Annotated in this window: 16 protein-coding genes, 2 tRNA genes and 1 riboswitch; of the genes, 3 read left to right on the top strand and 15 right to left on the bottom strand. The window is 66.6% G+C overall.

All coding sequences use genetic code 11. The annotated features are described in order from the left end of the window. Nucleotides 1–25: 25 nt before the first annotated feature. From AB0C30_RS38960 to AB0C30_RS38905, 12 genes are all read right to left on the bottom strand, one after another. The gene (locus AB0C30_RS38960) at nucleotides 26–391 is read right to left on the bottom strand and encodes a hypothetical protein (protein WP_357953475.1); all 366 of its coding nucleotides are present in this window, start codon (nucleotides 389–391) and stop codon (nucleotides 26–28) included. A gap of 149 nt (nucleotides 392–540) precedes the next feature. Beyond that, nucleotides 541–1,137, bottom strand: coding sequence for a hypothetical protein (locus tag AB0C30_RS38955; protein WP_357953473.1), 597 nt, complete (start codon nucleotides 1,135–1,137; stop codon nucleotides 541–543). 1,190 nt (nucleotides 1,138–2,327) lie between these two features. Continuing rightward, entirely contained in the window at nucleotides 2,328–2,666 is a 339-nt protein-coding gene (locus AB0C30_RS38950) for a helix-turn-helix transcriptional regulator (RefSeq protein WP_357953471.1), read from the bottom strand. Continuing rightward, nucleotides 2,666–3,229 carry a tyrosine-type recombinase/integrase gene (locus tag AB0C30_RS38945; protein WP_357953469.1) on the bottom strand — a complete coding sequence of 188 codons (564 nt, stop codon included), beginning with the start codon at nucleotides 3,227–3,229 and terminating at the stop codon, nucleotides 2,666–2,668. Before AB0C30_RS38945 ends, AB0C30_RS38950 begins: the two co-directional genes overlap by 1 nt. 29 nt (nucleotides 3,230–3,258) lie before the next feature. Continuing rightward, the gene (locus tag AB0C30_RS38940; protein ID WP_357953468.1) at nucleotides 3,259–3,555 is read right to left on the bottom strand and encodes a hypothetical protein; all 297 of its coding nucleotides are present in this window, start codon (nucleotides 3,553–3,555) and stop codon (nucleotides 3,259–3,261) included. A gap of 218 nt (nucleotides 3,556–3,773) precedes the next feature. After that, nucleotides 3,774–4,736, bottom strand: coding sequence for a hypothetical protein (locus AB0C30_RS38935; RefSeq protein WP_357953466.1), 963 nt, complete (start codon nucleotides 4,734–4,736; stop codon nucleotides 3,774–3,776). A gap of 5 nt (nucleotides 4,737–4,741) precedes the next feature. Further along, nucleotides 4,742–4,882: riboswitch (cyclic di-AMP (ydaO/yuaA leader) on the bottom strand. A 69-nt stretch (nucleotides 4,883–4,951) separates the two neighbouring features. Further along, nucleotides 4,952–6,022, bottom strand: coding sequence for a galactose-1-phosphate uridylyltransferase (gene galT / locus AB0C30_RS38930; RefSeq protein WP_357953464.1), 1,071 nt, complete (start codon nucleotides 6,020–6,022; stop codon nucleotides 4,952–4,954). Then, nucleotides 6,019–6,798, bottom strand: a complete 780-nt coding sequence (locus AB0C30_RS38925) for a DeoR/GlpR family DNA-binding transcription regulator (protein WP_357644708.1) — start codon at nucleotides 6,796–6,798, stop codon at nucleotides 6,019–6,021. The genes galT and AB0C30_RS38925 overlap by 4 nt, the downstream gene beginning before the upstream one ends. Nucleotides 6,799–7,053: 255 nt before the next feature. Then, on the bottom strand, nucleotides 7,054–7,935 hold the full coding sequence (locus tag AB0C30_RS38920) for a TrpB-like pyridoxal phosphate-dependent enzyme (RefSeq protein ID WP_357953463.1): 882 nt from the start codon (nucleotides 7,933–7,935) through the stop codon (nucleotides 7,054–7,056). Further along, on the bottom strand, nucleotides 7,833–8,105 hold the full coding sequence (locus tag AB0C30_RS38915; RefSeq protein ID WP_357953937.1) for a pyridoxal-phosphate dependent enzyme: 273 nt from the start codon (nucleotides 8,103–8,105) through the stop codon (nucleotides 7,833–7,835). Before AB0C30_RS38915 ends, AB0C30_RS38920 begins: the two co-directional genes overlap by 103 nt. 136 nt (nucleotides 8,106–8,241) lie before the next feature. Continuing rightward, entirely contained in the window at nucleotides 8,242–8,877 is a 636-nt protein-coding gene (locus AB0C30_RS38910; RefSeq protein ID WP_357953461.1) for a uridine kinase, read from the bottom strand. 229 nt (nucleotides 8,878–9,106) lie between these two features. Next, a complete protein-coding gene (locus AB0C30_RS38905) occupies nucleotides 9,107–9,355 on the bottom strand; it encodes a hypothetical protein (protein ID WP_357953459.1) in 249 nt (82 codons plus the stop codon). Nucleotides 9,356–9,517: 162 nt separating this feature from the next. Between AB0C30_RS38905 and AB0C30_RS38900 the strand changes: the two genes are divergently transcribed. Together AB0C30_RS38900 and AB0C30_RS38895 are read left to right on the top strand one after the other, a co-directional pair. Beyond that, nucleotides 9,518–10,126 (top strand): hypothetical protein, encoded by a 609-nt coding sequence (locus AB0C30_RS38900; RefSeq protein WP_357953458.1) that lies wholly within the window; start codon nucleotides 9,518–9,520, stop codon nucleotides 10,124–10,126. Nucleotides 10,127–10,830: 704 nt separating this feature from the next. Continuing rightward, the gene (locus AB0C30_RS38895; protein WP_357953935.1) at nucleotides 10,831–11,331 is read left to right on the top strand and encodes a tyrosine-type recombinase/integrase; all 501 of its coding nucleotides are present in this window, start codon (nucleotides 10,831–10,833) and stop codon (nucleotides 11,329–11,331) included. Here AB0C30_RS38895 and AB0C30_RS38890 read toward each other — a convergent pair. Next, a tRNA-Gly gene (locus AB0C30_RS38890) sits at nucleotides 11,286–11,356 on the bottom strand. The two genes, AB0C30_RS38895 and AB0C30_RS38890, sit on opposite strands and share 46 nt — an antisense overlap. An 89-nt stretch (nucleotides 11,357–11,445) precedes the next feature. Between AB0C30_RS38890 and AB0C30_RS38885 the strand changes: the two genes are divergently transcribed. Next, a tRNA-Pro gene (locus tag AB0C30_RS38885) sits at nucleotides 11,446–11,522 on the top strand. Nucleotides 11,523–11,564: 42 nt separating this feature from the next. Here AB0C30_RS38885 and AB0C30_RS38880 read toward each other — a convergent pair. Beyond that, nucleotides 11,565–12,155 carry a hypothetical protein gene (locus AB0C30_RS38880; RefSeq protein ID WP_357953456.1) on the bottom strand — a complete coding sequence of 197 codons (591 nt, stop codon included), beginning with the start codon at nucleotides 12,153–12,155 and terminating at the stop codon, nucleotides 11,565–11,567. 90 nt (nucleotides 12,156–12,245) lie between these two features. After that, on the bottom strand, nucleotides 12,246–13,409 hold the full coding sequence (locus tag AB0C30_RS38875) for a site-specific integrase (RefSeq protein WP_357953454.1): 1,164 nt from the start codon (nucleotides 13,407–13,409) through the stop codon (nucleotides 12,246–12,248). Nucleotides 13,410–13,783: the final 374 nt, after the last annotated feature.

Here is a 13,783-nt window from a genome sequence, read left to right as displayed (position 1 = left end):
TGGCACGCCTCTACCGGTGATAGCCCTATGACCCTTCTCGTGCTGCGGCCGTCTGGACTCGGGCTACCTCTTGAAGCAGAGCATCGTGCAGATCAGGCCGCATGGACGCGTGACTGATCGCGTCGGCGATGAGTTTTGTGGCCAGCAGTTCGCTGGGAAGCAGGCGCTCGACTGTGTAGGTGTCACACTCTCCCTCATCCGGCTGGGTGTAGGACTCCCACCAGGCAGGGCCTGCGATATAGGCCAAGGCGGCCTTCTCATCCAGCTGAACCTCGTAGTCATCGCCTAGGACCTGCGTCATCGCCTCCAAGAACTCGGCGTGAGGAGCTTCGTCGGCCAGCATCGACAGGGCGTCATCGAGGTCGCCTGTCTTGATGATCTCTTCACGCATGAGGGTTACCTCCTCGAGTGATCGGGTTTGAATCCTGCAGGAGTCAAGGAACCTATGTCCACGAGCTGGGGTAATTCAGATCCTGGCTCTCGACGGCCTGGCTGTTCACGACAGGAGCCAGCGCCGGTTCTTGGACTTCTTGCAGCCCGTCATGTCCGATCGGGCGTGCGACTAGCCATGTTGCTGTAGCGGGCCCATCGCCCACCGGAGATCGTTGCCCACCGGTCGACGGTTCCTGGCGCGAGACCGAGGAGTCTGCCGATCACGGGTGGAGGGAGCTGACGGGCGTAATCGAGCAGGGCGCTGTTGCGGTCGGGGCGGGCGTCGATGCCGAGCTGGGCTAGGCGGCGGGACAAGGTGGTGGGGTGGAGGGGCTGGCCGGGGCGACGGCCGGGGAATAGCCAGGTTCCATCGTGGAGGTGGCGAGCGGTGCCATCGCTGCGCGGGGTGGGAAGTTGGTTGATCAGGTCTGCGAGCGGACCGGGAAGAACGACGTTCGTGGCGCCGAGGCTGAGCTCGGTGAGTCCGTCGTCGCGATGGTGGATGTGGCTGCGTGTGAGTCGGGCGATTCGGCTGACCTGCTGAGCGAACAGCAGGACCAAGAGGCCGGCGACCCGGTCGGCGGTCGGGAGAGTGTCTTCGGTCAGCAGGCGTCGTGCCTGCGCCCATCGGTGGTCGTCCGGGGTGAACTGGGACGGCTCGGTGTTGATCCTGATGGGGATGTCCAGGGGCGGCAGGTTTCTCATCTTGATGGCCCAAGACCAGAAACTGCGAGTGCTGTTCGCGAGCCGAGGACTGGCAAGCCAGGCGTCCAAGTCGATCTGTCGACAGGTGGCCAGGGTGCGGCCTCGGCGGCGCAAGTGGGCGAGGAAGCGACTGCTGGCGGCGAGTTCGGCGCGTGCCCGGTAGGCCGCTCCAGGCTGGAGCGCGGAGCCGTTGAGGTGTCTGCGGAGGCGTCGCAGCAGATGGGTGCGCGAACAGAGCAATGATCGTCCTGTCGTCAGGGTGAGCAGAGGCCGCAATAGTGCGGGCGAAGGCTTCCAGCCGGACTAGGTGCTCGTCGCGGGCGGGGAGGGCATGGGCGGCGACGAGCAGCGCGCGCAGGTGATCGATCGATCGGCTGGAGCCGTGCTGGTCCAGGGTGGCATGGGTGAGCGAGGCGCGTCCGGTGGCGATCTCCGCTAGGACGTTATGGGCTCGGCTGCGGCCTAAGTTGGAGAGGGCAGCCTGGGCGTTGTTCGTCGCGAGAATGGCCTCGCGCAGCGGCATCAGTGTCCCTGCGATGCTCCCGTCAGGCCCCGTGAGCAGGACGTCCACGCGATCGGCGAGCATGCAACCGAAGCACGCCGGAGCATCACCGATGCCGGTGTGCCGACCACGGTCGCGCCGACCACAGATCGCGCAGGACACCTCGGGTGCCTGATAGCACGTAGGGCAGATGTCAGGGCTGATGTCAGTGGCTTTCAGCGCGACCCGGCGGGATCGTCCGCAGACCCCGCAGGGGCGACGAGGACGTGCATAGCAGCGGGAGCAGAGGACGCGGTTGGTGTCGCTGCGGCCGCCCGGAACCACGACGGGCGGCGCCAGTTCGCCGCAGTCGGAGCAGGTTATCTTGGCCTGGGTTCGCGGGTAGCAGGTGACGCAGAGTGCAGGCTCACCGTGATCCGCCCTGCCGGCGTTGATGATGCGGAGCCGGCCGCAACCATCACATAGGCGCTTGGGCCGGGTGGCCCGATAGCAGATCGAGCAGAGGGTCTTGCCGCTACCAGAGCGTCCGCCTGCCTTGACCGCGGGGAACCGCAGTCACCGCACGCATCGCAGCGATGCTTAGGCTTGTAGGCGCGATAGCAGCTGCCGCAGACCTGAGCGCCGTCCGGACGGCGCCCGCCGATCTGGCCATCACGACCGCAGTCGGCGCATCGGCCTAGGCGTCGGCTCATGGCTCGTCGGGCAGAATTCGGGCCCGATGTGGCCGACGGACCTCGCCCGGCGAGACGGCCGGGGCCGGGCCGGACTCTTCGGCGGTCTTGCGGCGAGCCCGCTCCACCACAACCGGCTCGAACAACTCGGCGGGGCTGGCGTCCAGGATGTCGCAGAGCGCGGCGAACACCTGCAGGTTGAGCCGCTCCGGGGTGCCGGTCACCAGTCTGTGGACCTGGGAGGCCGACATCTCGATGCCGCGTTCGGCCAGATGCGGGGCCAGGTCGGTGGTGTTGAACATGCCGCGGCGGGCCATCAGCTCCCGCAGATGCCACCGGTAACGGATCGTCTGCATCACTCGGTTCCCCTCAGTCCGGCGTCCAGCACCTCTCGCAGGGCATTGTTCATGAAGTCCGACCCGGCATGGGTGTAGATGGCAGTCGTCGACCCCCACGCGTGCCCGACCTGCCGCTGCACGAAGAACGGATCGGCGCCGTCCTCGATCAGATGCGTGATGTAAGAGTGCCGCAGGCAGTGCGGATGCAGCACCTCCTCCAGACCTAGTGCGTCCCGATACTCGGCGAACCTGCGCGTGATGTGCCGTCCCGTGATTCGTCCTCCGCGTTCCGAGGGCCAGAGCAACTGCCGCTTGCCGACCCCGAACAGCGGCCGGACCTCCTCCACGTACTCGGCAACAGCCTCGACCGACCAGTCCCAGACCGTCAGGACCGTCCGCCGCCGGGGAGGCGATCCCTTCACCGCCTTCCCGAACCTCACAAAGCACGCGCCGTAGCGTCCGAACTCCGGTGCCTTGGGGTTCCGGGAGAAGTCAGCGAGATCCAGATTCTCTGCCTCCCGCCGCCGTAGTCCCCACGCGTAGATCACCTTGAACAAGGTGGCGTCCCGGAACGCCGGCAACCATCCCTTCCGGCCCGAGGCACGCGCCCTCAGCACCTGCTCGTCGGCGTAGTCGAAGAAGTCCTGCAGCTCCTGCGGGTCAGCGCCCGTACCTCCGGCCGTCCCTCATAGGGCGAGGAGTGGGACGGCATGTTGTCCTCATGGCAGACCTGGGACGGATGCGTCCCGAAGTACTCCACGCACTGGTCGGCCCACCCGTAGCGGGCGTCGGTGAGATAGTCGCAGAACATCGCGATCTGGTTCAGATAGGTCCGGACGGTCGACCGCGCCAGCGGGCCCGGCGACGACAACAACTCCGTCGCCCAATCCTCAATGTCCCCCGGCAACTGAGACCCGTTTCACCCCAAACACCACCTCGCATCAGATGCGACATGCTCGCATCTGATGCGAGATACCGTCCGGCGAACCCGGAAAGTGGCAGGCAGTTGGCCACGCACCAACGCACAGAACGACCTTGGAGGACGCCACCCTCGCAGACCGACGACCGGCCAAAACGCCTTCTTCAAGAGCGCGAATAGCTCATCAGATGCTATTCGTCCCCTTTCTAGAACATCGAGATGTGCACGTGGTCGAAGTGGTTCTGGGTGATGCTGCCGCGGTCGGACATCGAGCTCCACCCCGAGCCCTGGTTGATGCGCTGCTTCCAGATCACGTACTTGACCCCGAGCTTGTCCTTGTTCTCCAGCGCCCAGGCCGCCACGCGGTCGCCGAGTGCCTGGTTGGCCGCGCTGGGCATGCTGCCGCCGGTGCTCATCATGAAGTCGCACGCGCGCCCCAGCGGGTGCTCGCCGCCGCCGCCCGAGCGGAAGCAGCCCACCTCGTACGGCAGCGCGAAGTCCTTCTGGATCAGCCCGCGGATCACCCGCATCCGGGCGGTGATGTTGTCGGTGCCTGAGGGCAGTTCGGGCGCCCAGCTGCCGTCCGAGCGGCGGCCGGGGCCGAACGGGATGAGGCCTTTCAGCTTCTTCTGGATGTCCTTGATGACGCCCTGCGCGTCGTCGCGTTGCTTGGCGACATTGGCGGCGTCCTCGCGGATCTTCGCCTCGAGGGCGGCCGCCTGGTCCGCGGCCGCCTTCTTCTCGTCCCGAGCGGTGGCCACGCCCTGCACGACCGCCTGTTGCTCGGCCGCGAGGTGGTCCAGCAACGCCGCGCTGGAGGCATCGGTCGGGAGGGTGAGGTTCGGCAGCGCGCCGGTGCCGTTCTGGTACTGCAGGCGCGCGAGTTCGGTGACGCGTTTCTGGGCGGTGATGAGCTGGGCCTCCGCCGTGGCCAGCCGTTTCTTGGTCGTTTCCGAATCCTGTTTGGCCTTGGCGAGTTCGACGCGCTTGAGGTTGTAGGTCTCGATGAGCTTGTCGACCTTCTTGTCCAGCTGCTTCAGCTCCGCGCGGAGCTGGGCCTCGCTGGGCTTGGGGGCGGCAGCGGCGGGCGTGGCCGTGAAGGCGCCGAAGGCCATGGAAGCGGTGGTGATGAGAGCGATGGCGAGACTCGAGGGGGACGCAGCCGCCACGAAGGGTTTCCTCTCCCTATGCCGGCCGGGTTAGCTGACGGGTTCGGGCAGGGAGATGCCGCCTTACCACCTGAGTGGATTCACCCCAAGACGCGATGGGTCCCCGGCTCCCGGGCCACGCACCCGGGATTAGGCCAGCACCGACCGTTTCGGTCGGCGCTGAAAAGGGATATTAGTGGTAAAACCAAGGTCATGCGACTCCAAGCGGCAACCAATTAGAGATCTACCTGTGATTTAAGCATGCGTGCGGCTTCCTCCGGCAGGACATCGTTGACGAACGCGCCCATAGCCGACTCCGAGCCCGCCAGATACTTGAGCTTCCCGGGCGCCCGTCTGATGCTGAACAGCTCCAGGTGCAGATAAGCCAGGTCACGATCCTGCCGCACCGGCGCCTGGTGCCAGGCTGAGATGTACGGCATGGCGACGCCGAACAGCCCGTCGAGCGCTCGCAGCACAGAGGTGTAAAGCGGGGCGAAGGCGGCGCGTTCCTCCTCCGACAGCGCGGCCAGGTCCGGCACCTGCCGGTGCGGATACACGTGCACCTCGAACGGCCAGCGGGCGGCGGCCGGCACGAACGCCGTCCACAACTCGTTGGCCGCCACCACGCGCACCCCGGCGGCCCGCTCGGCCGCCAGCACGTCGGCGAAGAGGTTGCCGCCCCGGTGCCGGGCGGCCGCGCCGAGCTGGAGTTTGGTCCGCGGGGTCACGTACGGGTAGGCGTAGATCTGCCCGTGCGGGTGCGGCAGCGTGATGCCGATCTCCTCGCCCCGGTTCTCGAAGCAGAACACCTGCTCGACGCCCTCGATCGCGGACAGCTCGGCCGTACGGTCGGCCCACGCCTCCATGACCAGGCCCACCTGCTCGTCGGAGAGCCGCGAGAACGACGACGAATGCTCAGAGGTGAAGCACACCACCTCACACCGCCCCACCCCCGGCCGGACCTCACTCAACCCCCCGACATCCCCGTAAGTCCCGAAATTTCCGGAAAACGAGGGGAAGCGGTTCTCGAACACCGCCACGTCATAGTCGTACGCCGGGATCTCCGAAGTCCTCGTCTCGGACGACGGGCACAGCGGGCACTCATTGGCCGGAGGCAGGAACGTACGCGTCTGGCGGTGCCCCGCCATCGCGATCCACTCCTCGGTGAGCGGGTCGTAGCGCAGCTCCGACGCCATCGGCCTGGGGTCGAGCGCTCGCCGGTCGATCGCGCTCCGGTCGGCGTCGTCGCGCCGGTCGAAGTAGATCAGCTCTCGGCCGTCGGCCAGGTGGGTGATGGTGCGTTTCACTGCGAGTCCTCCGCGATGATCAGTTCGCCGGCGCGTTCGCCCAGCTCCATGCGTGCTTCCTCAGGTAGTCCCGAGTCGCTGATGACCGCGTCTGCCTCGGTCAGATCGGCGATCGTGCTGATGCCGACCGTGTTCCACTTGGTGTGGTCGGCCGGGATGACCAGCCGGTGCGCCGCGTGCACCAGCTCCCTGTCGGTCTCCGACTCCAGCAGGTTGGGCGTGGTGAACCCGGCCCGCACGCTCATCCCGTGCACGCCGAGGAACAGCGTGTCCACGTGCAGCCGCCGGATCGCGGCCACCGCGACCGGGCCGACGAGGGCGTCGGACGGCGTGCGTACGCCGCCGGTCAGCACGACCGTGCGGTCGGCGCGCGGGTTGCGGTGGAAGACGTCGGCCACCGGGATCGAATTGGTGATGACCGTGAGCTCGGGCACCGAGATGAGGTGGTGGGCCAGGGCCCAGGTGGTGGTCCCGGCTGACAGGGCGACCGCGGTGCCGGGCCGGACGAACTGGGCGGCGCGGCGCGCGATAGCCTCCTTCTCCTGCTGCTGGCGGGCGGACTTGGCGGTGAAGCCCGGCTCCTCGGTCGAGCCGGGACCCAGCGCGGTCGCGCCGCCGTGCACCTTCTCCAGCAGCCCGCGCTCGGCGAGCACCTCGAGGTCGCGGCGGACCGTCATGTCGGAGACGCCGAGCTCGCGAACGAGGTCGGCCACCCGAACGCCGCCGCTGCTGCGCACGCGTTCGAGAATCGCCTGCTGGCGCTGCTGTGCGAGCACGCCCCCGCTCCTTCCAACAGATTCCACCAAATTATGACACGGCTTTGTTGGGGAATGTTAGGTCGTACGGGTTGTGCGGTAGACCACAGCGCGAGACGTTGGGAAGCGGACCGATCACTGGAGGTATCCATGGCGAAGCGATCTCGCAAGACCAAGGCGCGCAAGAAGAAGAAGGCCAACCACGGCAAGCGCCCGAACGCGAACTGACGGCCGGCCGGCCGCGGTGAGCTCCTTCACCCCGGCCGGTGCGACGGCTCAGCTCGGGAGACCGTGCAGGGCCTCGTCGATGCGCTCCTGCGGGAGCGGGTAGTCCTCCATGCGCCCCGACAGGTAGCGGTCATAGGCGGCCAGATCGAAGTGGCCGTGCCCGCACAGCGCGGTCAGGATCACCTTCTCCTCACCGCTCTCCCTGCACCGCAGCGCCTCGGCGATGGTCTCGGCCAGCGCGTGCGTCGGCTCGGGCGCCGGGACGATGCCCTCGGTACGGGCGAAGCGCACACCAGCCTCGAAGCACTCGGTCTGTGACTTGGTGACCGCCTCGAACAGGCCCAGCTCGTACATGTGCGACAGCAACGGCGACATGCCGTGGTAACGCAGCCCGCCCGCGTGGATCGGGTCGGGCACGAACCCGTGGCCGAGCGTGTGCATCTTGAGCAGCGGAGTGAAGCCCGCCGCGTCGCCGAAGTCGTAGGCGTAGACGCCCCGCGTGAACGACGGGCACGCCTCGGGCTCCACGGCGCGCAGCGTGACGTCGAGATTCCCGGCCAGCTTCTCGCGCAGGAAGGGGAAGGTGAGCCCGGCGAAGTTCGAGCCGCCTCCGGTGCAGCCGATGATCAGGTCCGGCATCTCCGCCAGCTGGGCCAGCGCCTCCTCGCCGATGACGGTCTGGTGCATGAGCACGTGGTTCAGTACCGAGCCGAGCGCGTAACGGGCGTCCGGGTTCGCGCCGGCCACCTCGACCGCCTCGCTGATCGCGATGCCGAGGCTGCCGGGCGAGCCGGGGTCGTCGGCCAGCACCTTGCTGCCCGCCCCGGTCACGGTCGAGGGGCCGGGGTACACCGTCGCGCCGTACACCTGCATGAGCGAGCGCCGATAGGCTTCTGGTCGTAGGAGGCGCGGACCATCCAGATCTGGCACTCCAGATCGAACTGCGCACACGCGAACGCCAGCGCCGACCCCCACTGTCCCGCTCCGGTCTCCGTGGTGAGCAGCCGTACGCCTTCGCGGGCGTTGTAGTACGCCTGGGGGACGGCGGTGTTCGGCTTGTGCGACCCGGCGGGGGAGACGCCCTCGTACTTGTAGTAGATCCGCGCGGGCGTGCCGAGCGCCTTCTCCAGCCGGCGCGCCCGGATGCAGCGGCGGAGGCGGCGGCGCCGGCAGATCGGGCACGACGTTGTACCAGCGACTGGGAATGCTGGAGCTCATGACCTCAGTCTGCGCCGGTTACCGCCCGTCCTCAATCAGGATGGCCATTCGTCCGGGATGGTCCGCGCGTACGGCCACATCGGCGGTCCGCAGCGGATCGGCCTCCCGCTCGTAGCGCGCGTAGGCGGGCAGCCGCCACCGCTCGTCCTCCCCGGTCATGCGCCCCAGCGCCCCCTCGGACAGCCACAGATGCGCACTCACCTCGAACGGCAGCCCGCGGCCCAGCAGCAGCGTCCCGTCGAGCAGCAGCACAGCCCCCTGAGGCAGCGTCTGGTACGGCAGGCGGTACGCCCGGTCGGCCCGGCTGTCCCAGAGCGCCGGCAGCACCTTGCCGGTCCCCTGGGGCCCCAGCGGCCCGAGCACCTCGCGGGTCAACCCGCCGGTGTCGAGCCAGTCGTCGTAGAAGGCGTCGGGGTCCGTCCGGCCGTACTCGAGCCTGAGGGACGCGGGCCGCAGGAAGTCGGCGGCGGACACCCGCAACACGGCCCTGCCCCGCGTCCTGAGCGGCGCGACCAGCTCGTCCGCCAGCCGTTCGGGATGGGCGGGCGGGGCTCCGTCGACGGCGACCCGCGCGTAGGAGTCGCGCGGCAGGCCCGCGATCCGCTCGGCCAGCTCCTCGACCAGGGCCTCTCGGGAGATCGCTCGCGCACGCATCACCCAGAGCCTACGCGCTCACCTCGCGACTCAACCCGAGCCTGAGCGCTCACTCCGCAACTCAACCCAAGCCCAAGCGCTCGTCCCGCGACCGCTCAGGTGGCGCCGGGACCGCTGGGGCCCTCTCCGGGGCCACTCGGGCGGTTGCGGGACCGCTCAGGTGGGCCCGGGACCGCCCAGGCGGTGGTTGGGGGCCGCTCAGGCGGTGCCGCGTGACCACGAGTGGCCTTCAGGCGGTGCCGCGTGGCCAGGTGGGCCCGTCGTCCTGCCTGGCGTGCCGCCCTCGGCGCACGCAATCGGGGCACACAGGTTCCCGCCGCGACCGAGCCAGGGCTTCCGGCGTGGGCTCACGCTGTGTACCTGCGGGAGCTGAGGTGTCGAGGTCGACCAGGAACATCGTGACGCGTTCCGGGTCGTAGCCGAAGGTGCGCTTGCAGCCGTAGCACCGGCCTATCGTCGTGATCCCTTTGTCCGCCATGCGGCCTCCCTATCGGGCACGCCCGGTACCGAGATCAAGAGCGTAACCGAGCTTGACTCACGAAGTGCGATATCAGCCGAAACCACCACAAGATCGTCTGGCACGGACCGCGTGCGCGGGAGGCCTGACGCGCGCACTCGCATGATGGCTACGTTGATCTCTATGCGCTCACTGACTTTGGCGGATATAACCACGGCATTAGACATGGCGCTCGAGGCGCTCGGAGCTGCGAACGCCAACCCGGCATATCGCGTGTGCGGCACAAGCGCCGCACTCCTGCAAGGCGTCCCACTCCGCGCTGGGGACATCGACATCCTGCTCGCCAGCCGAGAAGACGTAGAAACGTTCGCCGCGGCGCTCTCCTCGTTCCCCTGCCTGAATGCCGCCTCATGGCTCCCCGAATCTTCCCAATACTTCACCAGGTTCGAGGTGAATGGCGTCGAAGTGGAGCTCAGCACCGTCGAGCGGCAAGTCGATTCGGACGGTTGGGAATGTGTGGGCAGCGGCCCATGGCAGCATTACGTCCTGGTCGCCTGCGGCTCTCACCAGGTGCCGGTAGTCCGGCTGGAGCTCCGGTTGGTCACGGAGCTCCTACGAGATCGGGCTGATCGATACGACCCGCTCCTCGACCACATGGGCACGCACGGATTCGATTCCGCTCTGTTGCAACGGTCGATGAACGCCCACCACATCCCCGCTCACCGCCGGCGTCAGGTCCAAGACCGCCTCGCGCGGTCTTCCCACGGCCCCTCGTCCCTGCCCCCTGCCTGACGCTTCCCGTCTGCCTGGACGTGGCGGCCGGTCGCAGGAGCGCGACCGGGTCATCGCACAAGTGCTCGTGGCCGATCGGGCGCACAACGGGCGAAGCAGAACGAAGATCGCAAAGGCCAGGCTCCCCGTACTGGATGACCTGGCCTTTTGCCGTTACCGTCCTGCACTGTCCACACTGTGCGGTGGGATGCGACATCGCGAAAGAACGCCGCCGCCTGTGCCCCACTCTGACTCACTCCGACACGGTACCTATGACCGAAGTCGTGCGTAATGCACGCATCGGTTGCACATAGGAGCGTCAGGCCTCACCTCAGCCACTCATCCACCGGTCACCGATGGTCGCGATCATCCCGGAGCCGAGCGCCCCCGCCGGAGGCATGGGTGTCCTTTCGCCGTTCGGTGACTGCGCAAACGAGCGCTCCGAGCATCATCCCGAATCCCACCTTCACCGTAATATCGAGGGTTTCATCGCTGGCGGCGAAGGAATTACCGAACAAGCCAGATGAGCTGACCAGGGCAAGAAGAAACAAAGCCACGCCAGCGCCGAGGAAGCCGGTTCGGAAGGTCGTAACTACGGCGCCAGGATTCATGCCAGCGCGCCATATGGCGTTGCCGAGAGCGGTCAGAGGGAGAGCGACGAGGAGCACGTCAAATAAGGTCGTCACAGCGGCTGATCGTAGGGCAATGGTGCCGGGACCGGAATAGTGGAGGAAGGTAGCGCATCCCGATTGCGGCCCGAGTGGCGGACCGCACGCGAGAACGGTCCCCAGACCGCACGCGCAGCACGCGGCCCGAAGGGTGGCCGGCTGCGCCGCTCGGCCTTCCGGCGCATCTGGAACAAAGTCCAGATCACGGTGAAGCTGCCCGACCTTCACCTCCATGACCTCCGGCACGCGCGAAACACCCTCGCCGCGTCCACAGACGCGAGCCTCCGCAAGCTGATGACCCGGATGGGGCACTCCTCCACCCGAGCGGCGCTGATCTACCAGCACGCGACACAGGACCGTGACCAGGCCATCGCGCAGGCGCTCGGCAAGGCGCTGAAGGAGCACGGAAAGAAGGCATCGGGCACGCGACAGGCACGGAAGATCGAGAAGAAGTGGCGGAGATCGCAAAGGCCAGGTCGCCTCATGGGGCTGACCTGGCCTTTCGCCGTGAGAGCGGACGACGGGAATCGAACCCGCGTAGCTAGTTTGGAAGACTAGGGCTCTACCATTGAGCTACGTCCGCGCGAACCGGTCGAAGTCTGGTCTAGACTTCATCCGGTCGTCAGGGCGTAAGCGTACCGGAGTCACGGAGCGCGTGCGTACCCGGCGAGACGGGGCGTGGCGCAGCTTGGTAGCGCGCTTGCTTTGGGAGCAAGAAGTCGCAGGTTCAAATCCTGTCGCCCCGACCAGCTCAAAGGCCCCTCCTGGTGTGGGAGGGGCCTTCTGCTTGTCTAACTGCTTGACTGTGGCGTCAGACGTGGTTCGGAAGCCGGAGCTTTACCATGACGCGGACCGAGACCTAGATCACCACGAACCGTGTCCACGACTTCGTGGTAGCTGTCCACGACGACGTCTTGGGGATGCTGGTTGCCGGGAACAAGCTTGCGTGCGCGCAGTTCATACATGGTAAATCGGTAGAAGTCCACAACTTCCATGCACGTGTTGTAAACTTTGCTTGATCCAAGTAACGATACTCGCGCCATGACTTCGTCAGCCTCACGTTCCATCGGCGACATCGCTTCTAGGTTTTCCTCGCTCACGGGGTTCCCTCGAAGCATGTTCTCCACCTCCTCATAGAGAAGGGGTTCCCAACGTCCGAGGACTTGCGTGAGTCGGACGTATGCCTCAAAGCGTTCATCCCGCCAGTGGGCCTCTACGTCGCGCTCCTGGTCACGGTTCCACCGGAGCTCTTCGCGCTCCACCTCTCGCTGCCACCGGCGATCTTCCCGCCGGAAGCTTAGAAACTGTCCTGCTAGCACGCCCAGGATGCCGAGTACTGCAACAGCAATCGGAACCCATACAGAGACTTGTCCTGCTGGCATGTGCCAATGTTAGGCATGGGCGCGGGACCTGCGGTCGGAATGGCTGGCTCTGGTATGGGGCCACACACGAGGCGCGTGTCCCCATACCCGTCAAAGCCTGAAAATGTGATCCATAGCTACGGCCCCCGATTGGACTACCGGACGGATCTGCTTCCGGTAAACGGCTTCGGTCGTCGCTGTGCTGCTGTGACCGACCAGCCGGGAGATCTCTTCGAGCGGTAGCCCGTTGTCGGAGAGCAGGGACACGAAGCTGTGCCGCAGCTCTCGGGGCGTCCACTCCTTCGGATTCAGCCCGTCGGCATCCTTGATGACGTTGCGGAGCGCGCGGCGTACGTTGGCCGCGTCCAGCTCGGTTCCGGCCGTGGACGCGAATACCAGGCCGCTTGTCTTCCACGAGTCGCCCTGTGCCTTTCTCTGGATGCCCTGGAGCCCTCTGAGTACATCAACGCACCTCTTGGGCAGTGCCAGCGTGCGCCGGGACTTCCGGGTTTTGGTGTCCCCGCCCGCCCGTACGGAACGCCATACGGCCATATACGGCGGTACGGGCGGGTCCGCGTTCGGGAGCCCTGTCAGGTCCACGTGATCCCAGATGAGAGCTCTCAGCTCCTCTGTCCGCGCCCCGGTGAGGAGTGAGAGGACGATGTAGGCATGCATGCCGGTCCCCTCAGCGGCTCTGAGGACCGCGTCCGCTTGGGCGTACGTCATCGCCTTGGACTGTCGGCCTTCCTTGCCCGCGGTGACGCCACATAGTTCCACGACGTTCCGCTTGACCCTGTCGCGGGCCATCGCCCGCTTGACGGCTCGACTCAGGCGGGACCGAATGATCTGCAACGTCCGGGTGCTGAGGGTCTTGGCCCTGGCGGCGAGCCACTTGTCCACGTCTTCCGTACGAAGCTCGCGGAGCTTCCGCTTGCCCAGTGCGGGAATGATGTGCTTCTGGCACTCGGTGGCGTACAGGTCCACCGTGCTCTGTGCGCGCCCGCTGAGCCCGTAGGTCAGCCAGTCCATGACGGCCTGCTCTACGGTGTAGTCGCCCGGTACGGTGGTTAGGCCGTCTTCGTAGTCTCGGACGATCTCTTTGAGCTTGTTCTTGGCTTCAGTCTTAGCCTTTCCGCTGCCTGTCTTGACGATGCGCTTCCGGCGGGGGTGTAGCCGACTGTCAGTGTGGCGATCCAGCGCTGGCGGCGGGCGTCCCAGTGCAACCCGCCGTCGCCTTTGCTGCGGCGTTTGGTCATCAGGCTGCTTTCTCGGCACTCTCCGACTTCTGCCGCGAGAACGGCATCCGTCAGGGCTACATCCCCATGTTCCTCGCGGGCTTCCCTGAGGCGGAGATCGTAGGCACGTGCGAGAAGCTTGAAGACCCCGACGCTCCGATCTGGTCCGAGGTCCACCTGACCAACGCTGAAGCCATGGGATGCGGGACCATCGCAGCGGACACCGAGACCGGCGGCATCCTGCCGCACATCCACACCACGCTAGGGCTCAAAGAGCGGTCCGCAGTAGGCCACACGAGCCACCTGCTGTCAGCTCGCGTGCAGTTCCTTACGGAAATGCTCGTAGTCGAGGTGGTCTCACCGTCCATGACGAGGCCCCGACAGCCGAGTCTCTATGACGTTCCGCTTCTTACA

Origin of the sequence: Nonomuraea sp. NPDC048901, assembly GCF_040649695.1 — a bacterium.
Lineage (GTDB): Bacteria > Actinomycetota > Actinomycetes > Streptosporangiales > Streptosporangiaceae > Nonomuraea.
Note: the sequence above shows the minus strand (reverse complement) of the source record. Positions and strands in the feature narration are given on the sequence as shown.